Source organism: Nostoc sp. (assembly GCF_036919615.1).
Lineage (GTDB): Bacteria > Cyanobacteriota > Cyanobacteriia > Cyanobacteriales > Nostocaceae > Nostoc.
This window is the reverse complement of the sequence record NZ_JBALCN010000048.1, coordinates 1-17,108: the sequence shown is the minus strand read 5'-3', so window position 1 is coordinate 17,108 and position 17,108 is coordinate 1. Positions and strand designations below refer to the sequence as shown.

The following is a 17,108-nucleotide window of genomic DNA, read 5'->3' as shown; positions in this document are numbered from 1 at the left end:
TCGCGAATGCTAACGCTCACTCTTCCACAACAGGCGATCGCTGCTCATAATAGCCTCCACCAGCGGCTTGCGTCCGCTACTCTGAAGTGTAAGGTGGCAGGCAACTACAATAAATCTACTCTGATGCTACCGATTTAAAGCTGATCTCAAACTGTAAATGGGAACGGTAGAAACAAACATCAAACTCCATAAAGAAGTTAACTTGCACCAAAATCAGCAGTACGTTTGTAGCCTGTGTCCATGCAAACACAAGTTGTACAGGTTCAAATTGCCCAACTACTGCCTGAAGAACCACGACACGCGCGTGGTATTGAGCTAAATTACCTGTCAAACTCAATGCAGTTATCTGCTGCTCCCACACGTACCCAAGCTCAACTCCTACTGGATAAGGAAGCACGTTCACGCTCGCTCCAGTATCCAACAGACCGGATGTGATCACAGAACTTTGCTGGTAGATCAAAGTAAGGGGTAGATAGGGGCGGAAACTGGCTTCGCCTAATGCAACATCAATCGGAATAAAAGAATACCGTTCAGCGTTACGCATGGTCTTGAGTTTTAGCAGCTTGTAGCACTTTTAACATGGTATCTGCTGCTTCAACTGCATCATAAGGCGACCATACAGGATAGGACTGATCAGGCTTAATCAGATCAGTTTCTTGTTGGGCTAACTCTGAGATTAAAACCTGCATAATGTAAAACTTATCTGCTCGACTAAGTTCTCGCAAAGTGGAGATTAATTCTGCTGAAACCATGCAAAGCACTCTAGTAAATCAAGTCTGCTTCTTGATCATAGTTTATTCGTTGGGTTTCACTGCGTTTACCCCAAGCTACAACTAGAATAATCACGTCTGCGACTTACAGGTGAGACAATTCAAGCAGCTAATAATGCGATCGCTTTGTTTTTGAGGTTTTCTGCAAGGCGATCGCTGGATACAGTTTGGGATAATGCTGAGGATGATGTCTATGCCGAGCTACTCTAAATGAATATTCAAGTTTAAATTTTTTTATGGATGCCTTAATTATCAACTTTGCTCCTGTTCTTCAAATAACAGATGAGCAATTCTTCCAGTTATGTCAGATAAATGAATTAATCAGATTTGAGCGTAATGCTGATGGCACATTGCTACTAATGCCTCTAGTTGGAGGTTTAACTAGCAACCGCAATGCTAATTTAACTGCTCAACTTGGAATGTGGAATCGTGATGAGTTACTAGGCATAGCTTTTGGTTCTTCGGTTGGGTTTATTTTACCAAATGGGGCAGTTCGTTCTTCTAATGCGTCTTGGTTAAAACGTGACAGATGGGATTCTCTCACACAGGAGCAAAAAGAGGGATTTCCGCCTCTATGTCCTGATTTTATAGTAGAATTGCGTTCTGATTCTGATTGTTTAAAAAGGCTACAAAATAAAATGCAAGAGTACCGAGACAACGGTGCTAGATTAGGTTGGTTAATTGATTTAGAGACTAGGCAAGTAAAAATTTATCGCTCTGGTAGAGATGTTGAAGTGCTGCAATCTCCTGCTAGTTTATCAGGAGAAGATGTACTACCTGAATTTGTGCTTAATCTTAAACATATTTGGTAAATTGATAAAAATACGAAGTGCGATCGCTCACCCTTTCCCAACAGGCGATGTCTAACGACAAGCCGCTATGCGTCTACGCTTTGTTTTTGAGGTTTTCTGTAAGGCGATCGCTTTTGATAATGTGCGAAGTGCGATCGCTCACTCTTCCACAACAGGCGATCGCTTTATTTTTGAGGTTTTCTGAAAGGCGATGCCAACTCTTGGAGACAGTGCGCGAACGGCGGGCTTCGCCTACGCTTTACAGAATGTGCGAAGTGCGTAGGCGTAACCCGTCCTAGACATCGCTCTAATCTTTTATAACAGGCGATCTTCGTGGTGTGGGGTGTCTTAGCCTTTGACAATTAGGAGAAGTGCGACGCCGAATAGCCCACACTTGTCTACGAGAGGCTACGCCAACGACAAAGCTCAGTGACCATCGTAGACATCGCTTGGTCAATTAGTATAATCAGTTTAACTACACTAAATACCTAGCCAATCTTACCAGAAATAAAATGCCAGCAAAAGACATTTACCATGAAGCTGTTAAAAATGCTTTAATTAAAGATGGCTGGACAATTATAGCTGACCCTTATTTTTTGCAGTATAAAGATGCAGAACTTTATACTTATTTTTTTGTAGAAAAAGCCTTATTAGTAGAACAAAAAGGACGGAAAATAGTTGTAGAAATCAATAGTTTTATCAGTCCTTCTCCGATGAAAGATTTTGAAAATACTTTAGGTCAATATATTCTTTACCGCGATATTTTACAATTAGCCAATAAAAACTATGAAATTTATCTAGCAATCAGAGATACAATATTTGATACTTTCTTTCAACGAAAATCTATTCAAGCAGTAGTTAAACGTAATCAAATTGAATTTATTATTTTTAACAATGAAAGGGAGGAAATTAGTTTATGGATAGATTAACAGAATATCGAGAGTTAATTAAACAGGTGCTTAGTGAATATGATAATTTATCTCGTCAATCACCTAGTGAGCATTCAGAAAATTGTTTAATATTTGATGAAACCCATGATCATTATCTCTGGTTGACGGTAGATTGGCTAGGCAGCAAAAGACTTAAATATACTCATATTCATATTCGGATTAAAAACCAGAAAATTTACATAGAGGAAGACTGGACAGAAGAGGGAATAGCGACTGAATTAGTAAACTTAGGTGTAAATAGCAGCGAGATTGTGTTAGCTTTTCAGCCTCCAGATGTGAGAAAATTTACAGAATTTGCAATAGCTTAGTAAATTATTATTCTATCGGGGCGATCGCTTTATTGGAAATATAGGGAATACGATTTTGGGAATGTGGGAGTGCGATCCAAGATAGCTTACTCTTCCACAATAGGTGATGTCTAACGACAAGCCCAGAGTAACGGAAACGTCTCCAACTCTGGGCTACGCATTTAGGCTTTGTTTTTGAGGTTTTCTGTAAGGCGATGCCAACTCTTGGAGACGCTACACGTAGCAAGATCCCCATAGGAGTACGCCTACGCTTTACAGAATGTGCCAAGTGCGATCGCACTCACTCTTCGCAACAGAGGGGAGACAAGTAAATATTTGCTTTGACCAGGATAACAAGCCTGAAACTGCACAGCGAGTCAGAACCGCTATCAGTCGCATGGGATGGCTGCTGGTAAATGAAGATTGTTCCTTGCGAGTAATTGATTTACCTTTTGGCTAAGAGAAAGGAGTCGATGATTTTATCGTTGCCAAGGGGCGGTCAGCTTTTGACGCACTGTACAATACGGCTGAAACACTGGAGTTATGGGAGATTAAACTGTTTACATTGCTACTTATCCGTCGGCGCTCAAAATCCTGCGTGTGATTCGGTGTCATTCACTAATAATATAGATATAGCAATACAAGCCACTGACACCCAATAAGAATGACATTCCCCAAACATTAGATAAAGTTGTGGAAAGTCGTATTGTCCAATGTTGGAAAGGGTTGAAACTGAGATTGCAACTCTATCTAGAAGAGACTCTTTGGTTTTACGCCTGAGCTAGTTTCTCAGATTGGTGAAGCAATTGGTGTGGCTGTTGGTAGTCCTCGGTTTTCTAGTGGTTTTTTGCTAATTTTTTAAATGGATCTCTCTTCAGGAGTTTACTATCTTGAAACAGCTAGTCTAGTGATTATGAAAAATACAAACTTTATTTTACGAGAAGGAAAAATTGAAGATGCCCATGATTGCGCTTCAATCTGTTACCAAGCTTTTAAAATACTCAATGAACAACATAATTATCCGATAGATTTGGATTCAGTCGAATCTACAATTGAGTGGTTTTCATCTTTATTTAAGCGTCTAAATATTTACTCAGTTGTAGCTGAACTAGATGGACATATTGTAGGTAGCAATTTTCTTTGGAATAATGGAGCAATTGCTGGAATTGGACCACTCTCAGTTAGCCCTCTGACACAAGGATGTTCAATCGGTAAGCATCTGATGCAATATGTCTTAGATTACGCACGGCAACAGGAGTTTGCAGGCATTAGGTTAGTCCAAGCTGCCTATAATAGTAGTTCATTATCCTTATATACTAAGCTTGGATTTCATGTGCGAGAACCCCTTACTGTTTTAAAAGGTACGAACCTTCAACTTGAAGTTCTAGGGAATCTGGTTCGTACAGGAACCTCAGCAGATATCGATATCTGCGACAAACTTTGTTTTCAAGTTCATGGTCATGTTCGTCACCGTGAATTACTTGATGCGATTGATAAAAAAACATTTACAGTAGTTGAACATAACGGTCGCATTACAGGATATACAACCGTACTTGGCTTTGATGGACACGCAGTTGCACACACTAATGAAGACCTCAAGGCATTACTGAGCGCTGGAACAGCAATTTCACAATCAGGATTTCTCTTGCCAACACGCAATACTGAGTTATTGCGTTGGTGCTTAGAGAAAGGATTGCACGTAGTTCGACCAATGACATTAATGAGTATAGGACTGTATAATGAGCCAGCAGGCGTATTTCTGCCTTCAATATTCTATTAAATTGCCTTTAACGTCTGGTTTAGAATTTCAGGTTGACAGCGACACCTAGAAGACAAAGACAGATCCAACCGTAGATAAAAACAACGGGAACGAGTTTGGCAAACTTAAGGCTTTCTCTCTGTATTATGTCCGTTCTCTGTTCAACTTCTCTGTCAGAGCTAAACCTGACCTTTTCGTATGCTCTTTTTATCTTAAAATCCTTTAAATCTTCATTTTGTAGCACTTCATACTCCTTAACTCCCCATTTATTGATAATAGCGATCGCTCCATCAATAGAGGGCTTTATAAGTATGGAGGTAATAATGCCAAGTGTAGGAAGTATGAAACCTATGCCTAACCTAAAATAGGCATTGGAATTACTCATCCCTGACGAAAAGGCAATAATTAGAAACGATTGACAAGTTACATACCAACTTACTCGCTGTCCTAGTAGGCTAAACTCATGTCTAGTCTCTGCGCGGTAATACTCTAGTTTCGTCAAGTTATCCATTTTGACTTTCATTACCTACGTAACACTTTAATTAAGACGTTTTACTTAATGCTTCAATAAGAGTGATAGATAAAGCACGAAATTGCTCCAATAACTAAAAGCTGAATGAAAGAATGCATACCTAGCTCAAGTTTTGTATCGAAGTTTGATTAAGCATTGATCTAGATACGTTTACCCTAAGGTAATTCCCAATTACTTCAACTATATTTGTATTCAAAAACACACAATAATTTATAACTAATCTCATTCTGTAGTTAGAGGTTGGATAAAAGGATACATAGTTAATTGTTTACTAGTAAGAAAAAAATCAAACACACGCATAAGAAGCATTAGAACAGATGCTGCGCTAGCTGCTCGAACAAGAGCAGCCGGACAAATGCGTTTCAATTCAGTGGAGCGAAATCCAAGTCAACAAACCCAGTATGGAACAAAAAGATACCTTAAAAAAAGAGTCATCTTCCACTCTTATTTGAGCCTTTGAGAACTTTACCACCCATACCAATAGTTTCTCTAGGGACTGGTTTGATGTCAAAGAAATTCGCAAGGTATACGGAATACTGCTGTTTGAGGAAACCTCCTATGAAACCGAATTACCTAATTGTAGGCAGTGGTTTATCAGCATTGGTCTTTGGCGCTTTGATGGCAAACTCTGGCAAGACCGTGCAAATACTCGAAGCCCATGAGCATCCAAGAGGCTTTGGTCACACGTTTACGATGGCTAAAAAATACACGTTTAATGCCCAATTCCACTATGTTTGGGATTGTGGTGAAGGACAAACGGTCAATCGGGTACTCAAGAAACTGGGCTTGGATCAGGAAGTAACCTTTGAGCGGTACGATCCGGATGGTTTTGACCACATGCGAATGCCGGGATATGCGTTGGATATTCCTTCAGAACCAGAGGAACTGATCCAGCGATTATCAACGCTGTTTCCTGCACATAGCGATCGCATTCGCCAATTTCTCAATGATGTTGAAAAAACGGGTGCAGGTTTGAAAAGATTGGCTCCCCCAGTTAAGCCAATTGAACTTCTCAACCATGCAGGTGAAGTATTTTGTGCCGTCCAATATCTCAACAGTACACTTCAGGATGTATTCGACAAGTTTCAGCTACCCCAAGCCGCCCAAACCCTATTAGCTTTGCAATGGCCTGATTTCTTGCTACCTCCGAATCAACTCTCATTTTATGCCTGGGTTGCTTTGTTCAAAGGTTATCAAGCAGGTGCATTTTACCCAACCCAGCATTTTGAGCATGTGATCAATTCGTTAGTCAAAGTGATTGAATCACACGGAGGGCAGGTACTACTAAACTATGAAGTCACGAATTTTAGAGTCATAGACAAGACGGTTATGGGCGTTGAGGCGATAGATTTAAACACCCATCAAACTCAGGAATTTACAGGTGATACCGTGATTTGTAACATTGACCCCAAAAAAGCCGCCAAAATGATTGGTGAGTCAAAGTTCTCTAAAAGCGTGCGGCGAAAACTCAACTATGAGTATTCTGCATCTAACTACATGGTTTATTGCGTTGTCAAAGATATTGACCTGCGAGACTATGGATTTGGCAAGTGGAATCTCTTCCACACAGGTGATCACGATCTGAATCAAGCCTGCTCTTCATGCCCGTTCCGTTGGATTATGGCTGGAAACTCGATTTGCCAAGATGAAAGATTTTTACGATCAGCCACTCTCTCAATATCTAAATAACCAAAATATAAGCAATACCTGGCTAAAGTTGCTGACGATGTATAGCTACTCAATGCCCTTTGAACTCATTGACAACTTTCCCGCAGAACTTGCAATTCCGATGTTACGCGACTACCTCGCAGTTAAATGGCTCAGGATTGAAGGCGGTGTATATTCCTATATTGAAAAAATTCTGGAGCGATTTAAAGGAGAAGTTTTGTTGGATGTGAAAATTGCCAATATTTCTAGAAATCCAGATGGTGTGAAAATAGAGCGATCTGCCTCTGGCGGCAGCGCTTCACGATCGCAGGGTGAGATACAGGAGTTCGATAAAGTCGTGTTTGCCACGCCACCCGACCAAGTGATCGCATTGTTAGCTGACCCAACAGATGCTGAAATTAAACGTTTCTGTGCTTGGAAAGCCAATTATGTAACAACTACAGTTCATACGGATACTTCCATGTATGATAATTATGACATCCACCATCCCTCAGAATTTGATTTCTTTCAGACAGACACCCGATGGGGATATAACAGTTACTTGAATAAGCTTTGCGGGATCTCATTGCCAGAGAATTATTTTTTATCCTTTCAACTAGAAGGATTGATTGCCAAAGATCGGATTATTCACACTCAAGAGCATCACACTCCGTTGTATACCACTGAATCTTTTAGATACCGAGACGAAGTAGTTGCTACTAATGGAGAGAATAATACTTACTATGCGGGAGCTTATTTAGGAGATGGCTTGCATGAAGGAGCGATCGCATCTGCCTTTCGAGTTGCTCAACTCATTGGTTCACCTTGGCTCTCTCCATTTCTGGTTTCAACGACAGGAATACAGACACAGTAGATATAGCAGAGGATATGGGGGGCATTGGAAAATATTTAACTCATCCCTGTTCTAATCGGTCTTAAGATTTTAGTTATAAACCCTTACGTAAGATGCGTTCTAGTTGTAATTCTAGCCAGTTGCCCTCGCCCGACAAGCGTGCTATATAAATCTTGTAGCAACTACAGCACTCTCACAACTGGCCCACGCCAAGACAATGGAACGACGATGAACTCACTTGGATCTAAGTCGAGGGTAGAACTACAAGAGCAAGGGATGTATCCTTTGAGCCACCCAAAAGATTGGTCATGGCCATTCTGGCCTGCTGTCCCACTCTACCCTTACGGCAAGCGGCGGACACTTCGCAAGGAAATAGTTTTTGAGACTATCTGGACATTCGATCAGCTTCACGGCATTCTCTACGCCATCGTGCCGATTCGTATGACTGTCGTCAAACTTGCTGCCGGAGGTCTTCTGGTCTATGCACCCGTTGCTCCAACAACTGAGTGTGTCCGCTTGGTTAATGAGTTGGTCGCAAAGCACGGTGAAGTTAAGTACATCGTATTGCCAACCAGTTCTGGTCTGGAGCATAAAGTCTTTGTTGGCCCCTTTTCTCGCCGCTTTCCTCAAGCACAAGTCTTTGTTGCCCCGCACCAGTGGAGTTTCCCGTTCAATCTGCCGCTTAGTTGGCTAGGTTTTCCCCAGAAACGAACTCAAGAACTCCCACATGACTCAAGCCTTGCTCCCTTCGCTCTGGAGTTTGACTATGCAATATTAGACATCAATTTGGGACGAGGATCTTTTGCAGAAGTTGCAGTGTTTCACAAACGATCGCGCACTTTGCTCATAACTGATTCTATACTTTCTGTTCCAGTTGACCCACCAGAAATCCTCCAATTAGATCCTTATCCCTTACTGTTTCATGCAAGAGACAATGCTTTGGAGGCGATCGAGGACAATGAAGACAACCGCCGCAAGGGATGGCAACGCATTTCATTGTTTGCGCTTTACTTCCGTCCAAGTGCGCTGGAAGTTACTACAATCGGACAAATGTTTCGTGATGCTCTCAAAGCACCACAGCGAACCCTAAAAACTTACTTTGGTTTATTTCCTTTTCGCTGGCAAGAAACTTGGAAGCAAGCATTCGATGCTCTACGAGGTCAGGGGCGACCATTTGTCGCACCTATTTTGCAAATCCTGATTTTTCCCCAAGCACCAAGACAAGTCCTCAACTGGGCTGATACAGTTGCAAGTTGGGATTTTCAGCAGATTATTTCCTGTCACTTTGACTCGCTAATTTTGGCAAATCCGTGTCAATTTCGGCAAGCATTTGCTTTCCTTGAGAGAAATCCTTCTGTAAGTAAGGACTTTTCTTCTAGCGAAAGCCAGCCTCTATTGTCGGAAGACTTAAGATTTATTAAGGAACTTGAAGCGAGTCTAGTTAAGCGCGGTATCGCAACGCCAGCAAAAGAGAAGGTATAATCTGGCATTCTACTACTGCTTCCGTCGATAGTTTATAGTCATAATCTGATGCCACTAGTCGTCATCGCCCAGTACGTGAGATGTGATCACCCGATGATTATTACTCTTGAACTCGATTACATCTCTGTAATTTGCCATATTCTCATCCCTCGTCATTCAGGGGCCGTCAGAATTAAACGTTAGCATCTTTTCAGCCGCGTCCAATTCACCCTTGTATAACCACAGATAAGTCATCATTGACCCAACCCAGATGCCTACATAGCGTTGCTTCTGCGGGTTATATCCGAGCATTATTATCGTTGTTGCCACAGAGTCCACCAAGCGATCGCACTTTTTCCGTTCCTGTTGCTCTTTCAGGCGGCTGATCTGGACTGATCATTGCTTCTATTTGATAATTTACAGCGCCAGTGTATGACTGTTGAAGCAATTTACTTGAGTAACAGGGTTAACACTAGAACAAGTCCAGCAATTACCAGCAGAGCTGTCTCAAGAAAATTAATATCAGTAGATACATTGTATTAAATCACACTAAATAATGTTTCCCTGTGTCTGGTAGAGTCAGCTTCGGATAGTATCCAGTTCCTCTAGAAAAGAGTCATGATGCACTACCAAAGTGAGAATCCCACCAATTAACAGTCCTGCTGCCATTACAAGCAGCCCCCCGGTAAAACTATTAGTTGCATCCTTAATTAAGCCAATAACGTAGGGAGCAACAAATCCTCCCAAGTTGCCCACAGAGTTAATCAACGCTAAGGAGCCTGCTGCTGCTGTACCGCTTAAAAAGCCAGTGGGTAAAGCCCAAAATGGTCCTAAAGCCCCCCAAATTCCCAGTGCTGCCAACGAAAGGGATGCTAGAGCAGTCACAGGCTGATGAGAGTAAGCACTCAAAACTAAACCAAATGCCCCAATAAAAGCTGGAATCGCAACATGAGTGCGGCGTTCTCTAGTCTGGTCTGAGTGGCTACCAACAAAGACCATTCCAATCGCGCCTATTAGATAGGGAATAACTGACAAAAATCCCACCCATAAATCACTTAATCCAGAAAAACCTTTAATAATTTGTGGTAGCCAGAAACCTATACCATAAAGACCAATTACTAGAGTGAAATAAATCAGGCTCAGTAACCAAACTTTAGGATTGACAAGAGCTTGGAGTAAAGTGTAGCTGTTGTGGCGTTGTTTGTGTTCGGATTCTAGCTGCAATTTCTCTTGGAGCCAGAAACGCTCCTCTACTTCCAACCATTCAGCTTGCTCTGGACGTTCACATAGATAACTCAGCACCACAAAACCCATAACGATCGCGGGTAAACCCTCTACTATAAATAACCACTGCCAACCTGCTAATCCTGCAATTCCATGCAGAGTCAGCAGCAGACCAGAAAGGGGTCCTCCCACAACCCCAGCTATCGCAGTTGCTGTCATAAATAAAGCTACGGTTTTAGCGCGTTGAATTGCTGGGAACCAATATGTAAGGTAAAGAATAATCCCAGGAAAAAATCCAGCTTCTGCAATTCCTAAGAAAAAACGCAATAAGTAAAAGCTCAAAGGGCTTTTGACAAACATCATTCCTGCGGCAATTATTCCCCAAGTTATGGCAATGCGGGCAATCCAAACCCTAGCACCAATTCTTTCTAGGATGAGGTTACTGGGAATTTCAAACAAAAAGTAGCCCAGGAAAAAGACCCCCGATCCGAAACCGTAAATTGTGGAACTAAAGCCCAAATCATGATTCATTTGCAAGGCTGCAAACCCGACATTAATCCGATCCAAATAAGCAATTATATAAAGTACTAACAACAAGGGAATCAGCCGCCGAGTTACCTTGTTTAATACCTTTCGTTTGAAAGCTTGATCTGATGTCATCTAAGTTGTCCCATTTTATCTAAGCGGTTACTATTGTTTCAAAGCCAAGCGATCGCACGTAGACCCAGCGATTCTTGAGGTTGAGGGGTATTGTCGATGTTTTAAGTATGTATTAAAATATGTGCTTATTTATCTAATTCCATGAGAAGACTCCCGCCATAATCTCTGATTTGGCGGCGAGATGAATCATGGATCAGCCACAACTCTAGGAGACGCTACGTGAAGGGGGAAGTCACTCATTCACTCATTCAAAAGAATTATATTCCTTGCTCTTGCGCCATTTTGTAGACGCAGAGCGGCTTCCCGGAGGGTATGGTAGGTTTATTTACGCGCCCGCTGTACTAGTTATTTTTGCTGCTTTGCATGAGCTTGACAACATTTGATAAGGGGTTGTTTAGCTAAATTCTCTAAATCTACGGATTTAAGCAAATTCATCCATTCCACCGCTAGAGTTGGATCTTCAGGTTTGGCAAGACGTAATTCAGCCAGAGTAGTCAAGGCATCGTACCAAATACCATTCTCAGCATAGAGCTTTACCCGTTGCTGAGGAGTTGCTTGCTTCGGGCTATCTACTAATTTAGGATTTAGATTAACCCGTTGCACCCATCCTTCCACATACTCCTGTTCTGGAGATTGTTGTGGATTGCAAATAATTTTAATCTTAAAAAACCAGTGATACATCTTGTCTACTTGCAATGGGGGAGTAGTTGCGCCTAAGCGAATGCTAATAATTCCTGGTACTTCTGGTATTGTTACCGTTGTTCGGTAAAGAGTTTGACTTAGTTTACTTGACTCATCTTTGAGAACAAACTCAATAAAATTAATTGCAGATTTTTGATAGGGGACAAAAAACCAAAAACTTGGATATTCCTCAGTCGTCAAGCCCCAAACTTTAGTAACAGAAACTGCTTCTGTTTGTCCCTGTTTTAGTGTCTCTTTGTATACAGGTATTAGGGCAATGACAGATTGATTACTAACACCACAACCACGACTTGCAGCTCCTCCACGATCGCCTGTTGCACCCCTGTCTGGAGGAGGTGGAGGAGGCGAAAATGTAATAGGAACGGCAGCAACTGGTGCTATCCAAATCATTGGATAATAGCCGATAATTCCCAACAAAGCCATCCCGAATATAGAAATTAATCGTATTTTTTGCCAATAGCTTTTCATAGAGAATTAGGAGTTAAACAGTTTAGAATTCTGGATTTTGGATTCTGCAAAAATTATACAGTAATACTTTTCAAAATTTATCTGTGAGTTTCATATTTAAAATTAGTGTTGTTATTAATTTTAAATTTTATGTTTAAGTAAGTTATAGCTATTAAACTATTACCTCCTAAAGCCAACATAGCAGGAATGAGGGGAACCCAACAACTATATGCAATTAAAAATATAAAACAGCTACCGTATAAACTTGTAATAGCTATACCTCCTGCCAAGCTTAAGTAAGTGAATCGGTGCAGATAAGCACTAAGCAAACCCCCTAAAAAAGACCAGCCCCAAACCCAAATTACTTCACCCCAAAGTGGCCAAGTCCACAACAAAGGTTGTCCGTCCAAAGCAGCACTGAGCAGTTGACTGACCATCTGGGCTTGTAAAAATACTCCTGGTATTGCCTGTAATTTCCCTTCAGGAGTGGTGTAGGGAGTTAACCAATAATCATGAAAAGTTTCTGCTGTCGTGCCAATAATGATTATGTTGTCTTTGACTGCATTGGCATTTAGCTTACCCGTTAGCACTTGTCCCAAGGTAATATGTGGTGCGATCGCTTCTAGGGAACCAGGGGAACGATAATTTAACAAAATTTGGTGTCCAGAAGCGTCAACCCCTTGATAACCTCCGGTATGAGTTTCTATTGGTTTAAATCTCAGCTTCCCTAATTGCCACGCACCACCAGGGGGAAATTGCAACTGAATTCCCTTCGCGTCCAGGTAATCCAATGCAAGTCGAACACTCAGGGCATAGGGGGTAGTACAAGGAGATGAGGGTGAGGGCTTTAACGATAACAGATGGCGACGCACGACATTATCTGAATCTACGGCAATATCGCTAAAACCTAGACGCTTTGGAGAAACTTCTGGTGGTGGTTTCACACCTGGTTTTCCTGCTTGGGAATCGTCGAGTTGACACACCGCCACAAAGCGATCGCTTTTTCGCATTCGTTCTACCAATGCTGGATAATCCTTATCCACTGGATAATCTCGATATATATCCAAACCAATAACTTGTGGTTGATATGTCTCTAATTTTTCTAACAGTTGGGCAAGCGATTTGTCTGACAATGAACCCTGAGGTTTTTCCTGTTTTTGCGCTTGCACATCTTCTTCAGTCACAGTGACAATCAGTAGGCGTGAGTCTGGTTTCTCAGGAGGACGCAAGCGTAACAGTTGGTCAAACGCACTTAACTCTAATGATTGCAGCACACCCAAATACCGTACCCCCATTAATATTCCAGTCATTGCCATGCTGATCAGTAGGAGGAATGAGAAGCCAAGCCGATTTGTGATTCTTTTAACTGGGGTGGTTTTAGCCAAAGATATCGGAATATTATCTGCATTTCCAGACAATTCCCCCCAATTCAACGGCATTTCAGCAGGATTTTGACAGATGACAGGCAACCATGTCGCGCAGGGAAATTGATTTTCTAGCCCCTGTAACCTTTCTCGTGCCTCCCTCACAGCTAAATACAGCGAGTTTCCCTGCGCGAAGGCTGACAAAAAATACTTTAAAAACTGCTGTGCCACCTGATCAGGTACAGGCTCTCGCATCACGATGATTTCGGGAATATGCAAATCTGCAAACTCCCGTGCTAATCCCAAGCCATCACAGGAATTGAAAATCGCCAGTTGTAGACCTCGTTCCACTGCCTTTATCAGGGCATACTTTAACTGGCTAATTGTTAGACTTTCAGTTTGATTGACGTAGATTTTTCCTATTTCATTCGTTTCCTGGGTAGAACTGTGTCCAGCGAAAAATAGAATCTGCCAATGCTGTTCCCATAGCTGATCAGTAAGGTCTTGGCATTGTGGTTCAACTAAAAAAGTGATATCTGCATTGGGTAACAAATTAAGCAGCGCCTGGTCTGCTTTAGTATTAATTCCTTGGCTGTTACCCAAAATTGCTAAGATTTTTATTTTGTCGGATGTCGTTGCTATTCGGTTGACTTGTTCGTAAGCGGGAGCGCTCAAAGCTATTTCTGCTTGGGGATAGCGTTCCAGCAAATCCCAAAGATGCCAGGGGAGTTTCTGTAATTGGAGGTCTTTGGTTTGTAAAAGTACACGGATATTATCCGCAAACATGAGTTTTTCCAACCATTTCTCGCGGATAGGACGAAAAGAATCGGAAGCAAGCCAAGTATTAAAACGTACTTTAAATTCCTCAGTCACCTGCTGGCAGTCTTCTAGGGTGGGGGCTTGGTTATGTTCCTTAGGTAAACCAATAGGACGAGATGGCAACCTTAAATTACGATAAATAGATTGCCAACGGTAATAATCGCGGGGAATTTCTGGGTTAGGGGGAAGCGCACCCGTGATTTCCACGCTAGGGCGGGCATTTTCATCGCCAATCTGTAGGGTCACGGGAAACCCTTGTTCAAAGTTTCCCTCCCCTAACTTTAAGATGACTAACTTGTCCACAGGTATGGTTACTGTTCTTACCCGAATAATATTTTTCTTGTTCATCATGATCTCCGGGTCGATCTCTGACTTGTTCATCGCTATCTACTATTAATTCATATTCCGTCACACAATGAGAGGATTTTAGATTTTGCGGAAAGTCTGAGCGGAGGTTTCTGACGTTCGCGGACTCTTCTCTACGAGAGGCTGCGCCAACGACTGTGCGTAGCATCACTTTTGGGGTTTGAAAACAGTCCCTAGCTCTTTCAAGGTGACTGATAAAATCTCTGCTTTGCTCTCTGCGCTCTCTGCGCCTCTGCGGTTGAAAAATAATTTATTTAACCTTATTAGGCGTAGAGAACACAGAGAAAATAGGAATTATTGTCCAAAAATTTTACCCACCTTAAAAGGGCTACTTGTAGGACTTACGCTTCGACAGACTAAATATGAATGATTTGAAAAACCACATCTGTCGTAAGGGCACAGCATTGCTGTGCCCATAGAGTGCCGGTCTATTTACTATCAAAGAATGAATTAATTAAAGCCTGAAACAACTTCTGCTTGGTAAATGCATACCATGATTAATTTTTACGGTGTGTAAGTCCTAACTTGTTCATGGTTTGCTTATTCTTTGCATTTACTAACAGGTGATTTAAACAAGATAGAAAAGTTTTGATGTCCGGCGTCGATGCTGTGCAGTTTGTCGTTAGATATCACCCACTTTAACTTTTTGCTGTTTGGCAGCAACCAACTTTTTTTGCAAGGCAAAAGCTACACTCACAGCAAGTAAAACTCCACCAACCCCTTGAGGTTCGGGAACAGACTTCGGACTACTAAATCCATACTTTGCCAGTATTTGTTGCCCAGTTGGTGAAAGGATATAATTAGCTAGTTGTGAACCTCCAGGATTCGCACTCTTGAGTACTGTCAAACCATGGTCACCTCAGGAGATGCAGCCAGCGTGGCTGCTAAAGTCTGTTTTGTAAAGGTAATATTGACAACGAATATAGTCAGTGAAGCGGTAAGTAAATACTTTCTCATGATTTTTATACAAATTTCCTAGTATTAATACTGTGTAATTTTTTGGTAAATAATGCTGAAACAGTCATTTATCGAAGCGTTTAAACTGGATGAATTATTCATCAAAATTTGTTGCGTATACTTTAATACGCATTTGTCTTGTTGATTGAGCTATCATACCAACTTGGTTGGAAAAAATCAATTAAACTACGTAATTAAACGCTGACTTTATCAAAATTTTAACTAAAAAGTTTTTTATCTTGATGAGATTACGGACATGGTAAGACTTCAGGAGTAACTACAACTGTGATGTTTTTGCGATCGCCTTCCCATTTCGATGATGAACCTGAAGTATAGATGTGGGATAGTTCGTTTGGAGTAATGCGGCCAGTTCCTGGTCAAATAGTTTTACTTTGCCCCGTGCTAATGTTCCTGTACCTGTGCCGAGATCAACAATTTTCTGTCCAGGTAAAGCAATACTGTTAGGACTCACGCAAAAAACCTCTCAAACTCTTATTCCTCCGTATCCTCTGTGGTAGCCTGCGGCAAGCCGCTTTGCGTCTACGATTTTCCGTTGCTTGTGCGTAAGTCCTAACTAGTCTGTCAAATAATGAACTGAGAAAGCTAGAGCGGTATTTTGCTTCCATCAGTAGCAGTGACAATGCGTTTGCCTGTGCCTTCTTTGACTATGAAAGAAAGCAAATGTGGAGGCATAACAGCTTATGAATCTTGTCCCTCGACAATTTCTTTTTGGATAAAACTAATTTGTGCAGCTAATTCTTGCCGAGTAGAAGCCTTGAGTAAATATCGGAAAATAAACCAAATTAAGTAACCAATTCCAGTCAACTCAAAAGCTCGATTTACCTGTGGCATTTCATCTATTACATCTAATACAGCTAAAACTATCTTAACTGCAATAGTCACTGTAATAATTGTAGCAAAACAAATAATTGGCAGTTGGTAGTCGGTGGAAAATCTACCTAAGTAATTGGGCAATTGCTCCAAAAAGGCAGAAAATTTACCGCCAATTTGCTGCAATTGAGGTAATGGTTGATTAGCAAGTAGTAGCAATGGTTGAGCTTCAAATTTTGAACTTTCAATTGCTATTATTGGTTCGTTTGATGTAATATCAAAAGATTTCGATTGTTGTACTTCGCTCTCCCAAGGTAATGGTTCATTAGCAGGTAGTGGCAATGGCTGAGTTTCAAATTTTGAACTTTCAAGTGCTGCAATAGGTTCGTTTGATGTAATATCAAAAGATTTCGATTGTTGTACTTCGCTCTCCCAAGGTAATGATTCATTAGCAGGTAATGGCAATGGCTGAGTTTCAAATTTTGAACTTTCAAGTGCTGCAATAGGTTCGGTTGATGTAATATCAAAAGATTTCGATTGTTGTACTTCGCTCTCGATAAATTTACTATTTTCTTCAGGGATAACAGTCGTCGTTTGGTCACCACGGATATCAACTTGAGCCAACTTCATCAAAGGTGAGTAAATGGCATTGTACATATCACGTGCCATATTCACAGCACCTTCAAAG

The 17,108-nt window shown here is 41.4% G+C and carries 17 protein-coding genes and 2 pseudogenes; 8 read left to right on the top strand and 11 right to left on the bottom strand.

All coding sequences use genetic code 11. The annotated features are described in order from the left end of the window. Nucleotides 1-115: 115 nt before the first annotated feature. Both V7K48_RS15885 and V7K48_RS15880 read right to left on the bottom strand, forming a co-directional pair. A complete protein-coding gene (locus tag V7K48_RS15885; RefSeq protein WP_335073999.1) occupies nucleotides 116-544 on the bottom strand; it encodes a hypothetical protein in 429 nt (142 codons plus the stop codon). After that, nucleotides 537-752, bottom strand: a complete 216-nt coding sequence (locus V7K48_RS15880; RefSeq protein ID WP_162400202.1) for a hypothetical protein — start codon at nucleotides 750-752, stop codon at nucleotides 537-539. The genes V7K48_RS15885 and V7K48_RS15880 overlap by 8 nt, the downstream gene beginning before the upstream one ends. A gap of 254 nt (nucleotides 753-1,006) precedes the next feature. Here V7K48_RS15880 and V7K48_RS15875 point away from each other — a divergent pair, with 254 nt between their 5' ends. The 5 genes from V7K48_RS15875 (at nucleotide 1,007) to V7K48_RS15855 (ending at nucleotide 4,578) form a co-directional block, all read left to right on the top strand. After that, on the top strand, nucleotides 1,007-1,582 hold the full coding sequence (locus tag V7K48_RS15875; protein ID WP_335073997.1) for a Uma2 family endonuclease: 576 nt from the start codon (nucleotides 1,007-1,009) through the stop codon (nucleotides 1,580-1,582). A gap of 491 nt (nucleotides 1,583-2,073) precedes the next feature. Beyond that, the gene (locus tag V7K48_RS15870; RefSeq protein WP_335073995.1) at nucleotides 2,074-2,490 is read left to right on the top strand and encodes a XisH family protein; all 417 of its coding nucleotides are present in this window, start codon (nucleotides 2,074-2,076) and stop codon (nucleotides 2,488-2,490) included. After that, a complete protein-coding gene (locus V7K48_RS15865; RefSeq protein ID WP_335073993.1) occupies nucleotides 2,478-2,819 on the top strand; it encodes a XisI protein in 342 nt (113 codons plus the stop codon). Before V7K48_RS15870 ends, V7K48_RS15865 begins: the two co-directional genes overlap by 13 nt. A 268-nt stretch (nucleotides 2,820-3,087) precedes the next feature. Continuing rightward, on the top strand, nucleotides 3,088-3,258 hold the full coding sequence (locus tag V7K48_RS15860) for a DUF3854 domain-containing protein (protein WP_335073991.1): 171 nt from the start codon (nucleotides 3,088-3,090) through the stop codon (nucleotides 3,256-3,258). Nucleotides 3,259-3,660: 402 nt separating this feature from the next. Next, a complete protein-coding gene (locus V7K48_RS15855) occupies nucleotides 3,661-4,578 on the top strand; it encodes a GNAT family N-acetyltransferase (RefSeq protein ID WP_335073988.1) in 918 nt (305 codons plus the stop codon). 19 nt (nucleotides 4,579-4,597) lie between these two features. Here V7K48_RS15855 and V7K48_RS15850 read toward each other — a convergent pair whose 3' ends face one another. Next, on the bottom strand, nucleotides 4,598-5,080 hold the full coding sequence (locus V7K48_RS15850; protein WP_335073986.1) for a hypothetical protein: 483 nt from the start codon (nucleotides 5,078-5,080) through the stop codon (nucleotides 4,598-4,600). Between the two features lie 567 nt (nucleotides 5,081-5,647). Here V7K48_RS15850 and V7K48_RS15845 point away from each other — a divergent pair. The 3 genes and pseudogenes from V7K48_RS15845 to V7K48_RS15835 form a co-directional block, all read left to right on the top strand. Further along, nucleotides 5,648-6,682, top strand: a pseudogene (locus V7K48_RS15845) (phytoene desaturase family protein); the annotation flags it as partial. A 52-nt stretch (nucleotides 6,683-6,734) separates the two neighbouring features. Then, nucleotides 6,735-7,610, top strand: a complete 876-nt coding sequence (locus tag V7K48_RS15840; protein ID WP_335073984.1) for a hypothetical protein — start codon at nucleotides 6,735-6,737, stop codon at nucleotides 7,608-7,610. A gap of 207 nt (nucleotides 7,611-7,817) precedes the next feature. Then, a complete protein-coding gene (locus V7K48_RS15835; protein WP_442949441.1) occupies nucleotides 7,818-9,071 on the top strand; it encodes a DUF4336 domain-containing protein in 1,254 nt (417 codons plus the stop codon). A gap of 54 nt (nucleotides 9,072-9,125) precedes the next feature. Here the strand turns inward: V7K48_RS15835 and V7K48_RS35030 are convergent. From V7K48_RS35030 to V7K48_RS15800, 8 genes and pseudogenes are all read right to left on the bottom strand, one after another. After that, nucleotides 9,126-9,362: pseudogene (locus V7K48_RS35030) on the bottom strand (DUF1579 family protein). After that, nucleotides 9,349-9,498: a hypothetical protein gene (locus V7K48_RS15830; protein ID WP_335073982.1), complete on the bottom strand. Its 150-nt coding sequence runs from the start codon at nucleotides 9,496-9,498 to the stop codon at nucleotides 9,349-9,351. Before V7K48_RS15830 ends, V7K48_RS35030 begins: the two are co-directional and overlap by 14 nt. Nucleotides 9,499-9,629: 131 nt before the next feature. Then, entirely contained in the window at nucleotides 9,630-10,934 is a 1,305-nt protein-coding gene (locus tag V7K48_RS15825) for an MFS transporter (protein ID WP_335073980.1), read from the bottom strand. Nucleotides 10,935-11,279: 345 nt separating this feature from the next. Then, nucleotides 11,280-12,104 carry a DUF928 domain-containing protein gene (locus V7K48_RS15820; protein WP_335073978.1) on the bottom strand — a complete coding sequence of 275 codons (825 nt, stop codon included), beginning with the start codon at nucleotides 12,102-12,104 and terminating at the stop codon, nucleotides 11,280-11,282. Between the two features lie 77 nt (nucleotides 12,105-12,181). Continuing rightward, nucleotides 12,182-14,569, bottom strand: a complete 2,388-nt coding sequence (locus V7K48_RS15815) for a CHASE2 domain-containing protein (RefSeq protein ID WP_335074025.1) — start codon at nucleotides 14,567-14,569, stop codon at nucleotides 12,182-12,184. A gap of 685 nt (nucleotides 14,570-15,254) precedes the next feature. Beyond that, nucleotides 15,255-15,479, bottom strand: a complete 225-nt coding sequence (locus V7K48_RS15810) for a hypothetical protein (protein WP_335073976.1) — start codon at nucleotides 15,477-15,479, stop codon at nucleotides 15,255-15,257. A gap of 387 nt (nucleotides 15,480-15,866) precedes the next feature. After that, nucleotides 15,867-16,061 carry a hypothetical protein gene (locus tag V7K48_RS15805; RefSeq protein ID WP_335073974.1) on the bottom strand — a complete coding sequence of 65 codons (195 nt, stop codon included), beginning with the start codon at nucleotides 16,059-16,061 and terminating at the stop codon, nucleotides 15,867-15,869. A gap of 227 nt (nucleotides 16,062-16,288) precedes the next feature. Beyond that, the coding region (locus V7K48_RS15800; RefSeq protein ID WP_335073972.1) for a CAAD domain-containing protein at nucleotides 16,289-17,108 on the bottom strand (820 nt) is incomplete at its 5' end.

Excerpts from the sequence above, each read along its gene's own strand:
- V7K48_RS15885 (WP_335073999.1), bottom strand. The coding sequence starts at position 544 with ATGCGTAACGCTGAACGGTATTCTTTTATTCCGATTGATGTTGCATTA.
- V7K48_RS15880 (WP_162400202.1), bottom strand. The coding sequence starts at position 752 with ATGGTTTCAGCAGAATTAATCTCCACTTTGCGAGAACTTAGTCGAGCA.
- V7K48_RS15875 (WP_335073997.1), top strand. The coding sequence starts at position 1,007 with ATGGATGCCTTAATTATCAACTTTGCTCCTGTTCTTCAAATAACAGAT.
- V7K48_RS15870 (WP_335073995.1), top strand. The coding sequence starts at position 2,074 with ATGCCAGCAAAAGACATTTACCATGAAGCTGTTAAAAATGCTTTAATT.
- V7K48_RS15865 (WP_335073993.1), top strand. The coding sequence starts at position 2,478 with ATGGATAGATTAACAGAATATCGAGAGTTAATTAAACAGGTGCTTAGT.
- V7K48_RS15855 (WP_335073988.1), top strand. The coding sequence starts at position 3,661 with ATGGATCTCTCTTCAGGAGTTTACTATCTTGAAACAGCTAGTCTAGTG.
- V7K48_RS15850 (WP_335073986.1), bottom strand. The coding sequence starts at position 5,080 with ATGAAAGTCAAAATGGATAACTTGACGAAACTAGAGTATTACCGCGCA.
- V7K48_RS15840 (WP_335073984.1), top strand. The coding sequence starts at position 6,735 with ATGAAAGATTTTTACGATCAGCCACTCTCTCAATATCTAAATAACCAA.
- V7K48_RS15835 (WP_442949441.1), top strand. The coding sequence starts at position 7,818 with ATGAACTCACTTGGATCTAAGTCGAGGGTAGAACTACAAGAGCAAGGG.
- V7K48_RS15825 (WP_335073980.1), bottom strand. The coding sequence starts at position 10,934 with ATGACATCAGATCAAGCTTTCAAACGAAAGGTATTAAACAAGGTAACT.
- V7K48_RS15820 (WP_335073978.1), bottom strand. The coding sequence starts at position 12,104 with ATGAAAAGCTATTGGCAAAAAATACGATTAATTTCTATATTCGGGATG.